Origin of the sequence: Cupriavidus sp. SIMBA_020, assembly GCF_046535395.1 — a bacterium.
In the GTDB taxonomy this organism is placed as follows: Bacteria; Pseudomonadota; Gammaproteobacteria; order Burkholderiales; family Burkholderiaceae; genus Cupriavidus; species Cupriavidus campinensis.
In genome coordinates, this window is record NZ_JAWRWU010000659.1 from 1 (window position 1) to 269 (window position 269).

A 269-nucleotide genomic window follows, 5' to 3' on the forward strand; every position below is an offset into this window, starting at 1 on the left:
CGATCATCACCAGCAAGGTGATCGTGGTCGCGGGCGCGGTCGAGGACAACTTCTCGAACCGCGAACCGTCGGGCGTGATCCGCGGCTTCGACGTGCGCACGGGCAAGCTCCTGTGGGCCTTCGATCCGGGCGCAGCCGATCCGAACAAGATCCCGGGTCCGGGCGAGCACTACACGTGGAACTCGCCGAACTCGTGGGCGCCGGCCGCCTATGACGCGAAGCTCGACATCGTCTATCTGCCGATGGGCGTGCGCACCCCGGACATCTGG

General features: G+C 66.9%; 1 pseudogene. It reads left to right on the forward strand.

Annotation, left to right across the window (positions count from 1 at the left end):
- Nucleotides 1-269 (forward strand): annotated as a pseudogene (locus SB751_RS30950) (membrane-bound PQQ-dependent dehydrogenase, glucose/quinate/shikimate family); the annotation flags it as partial.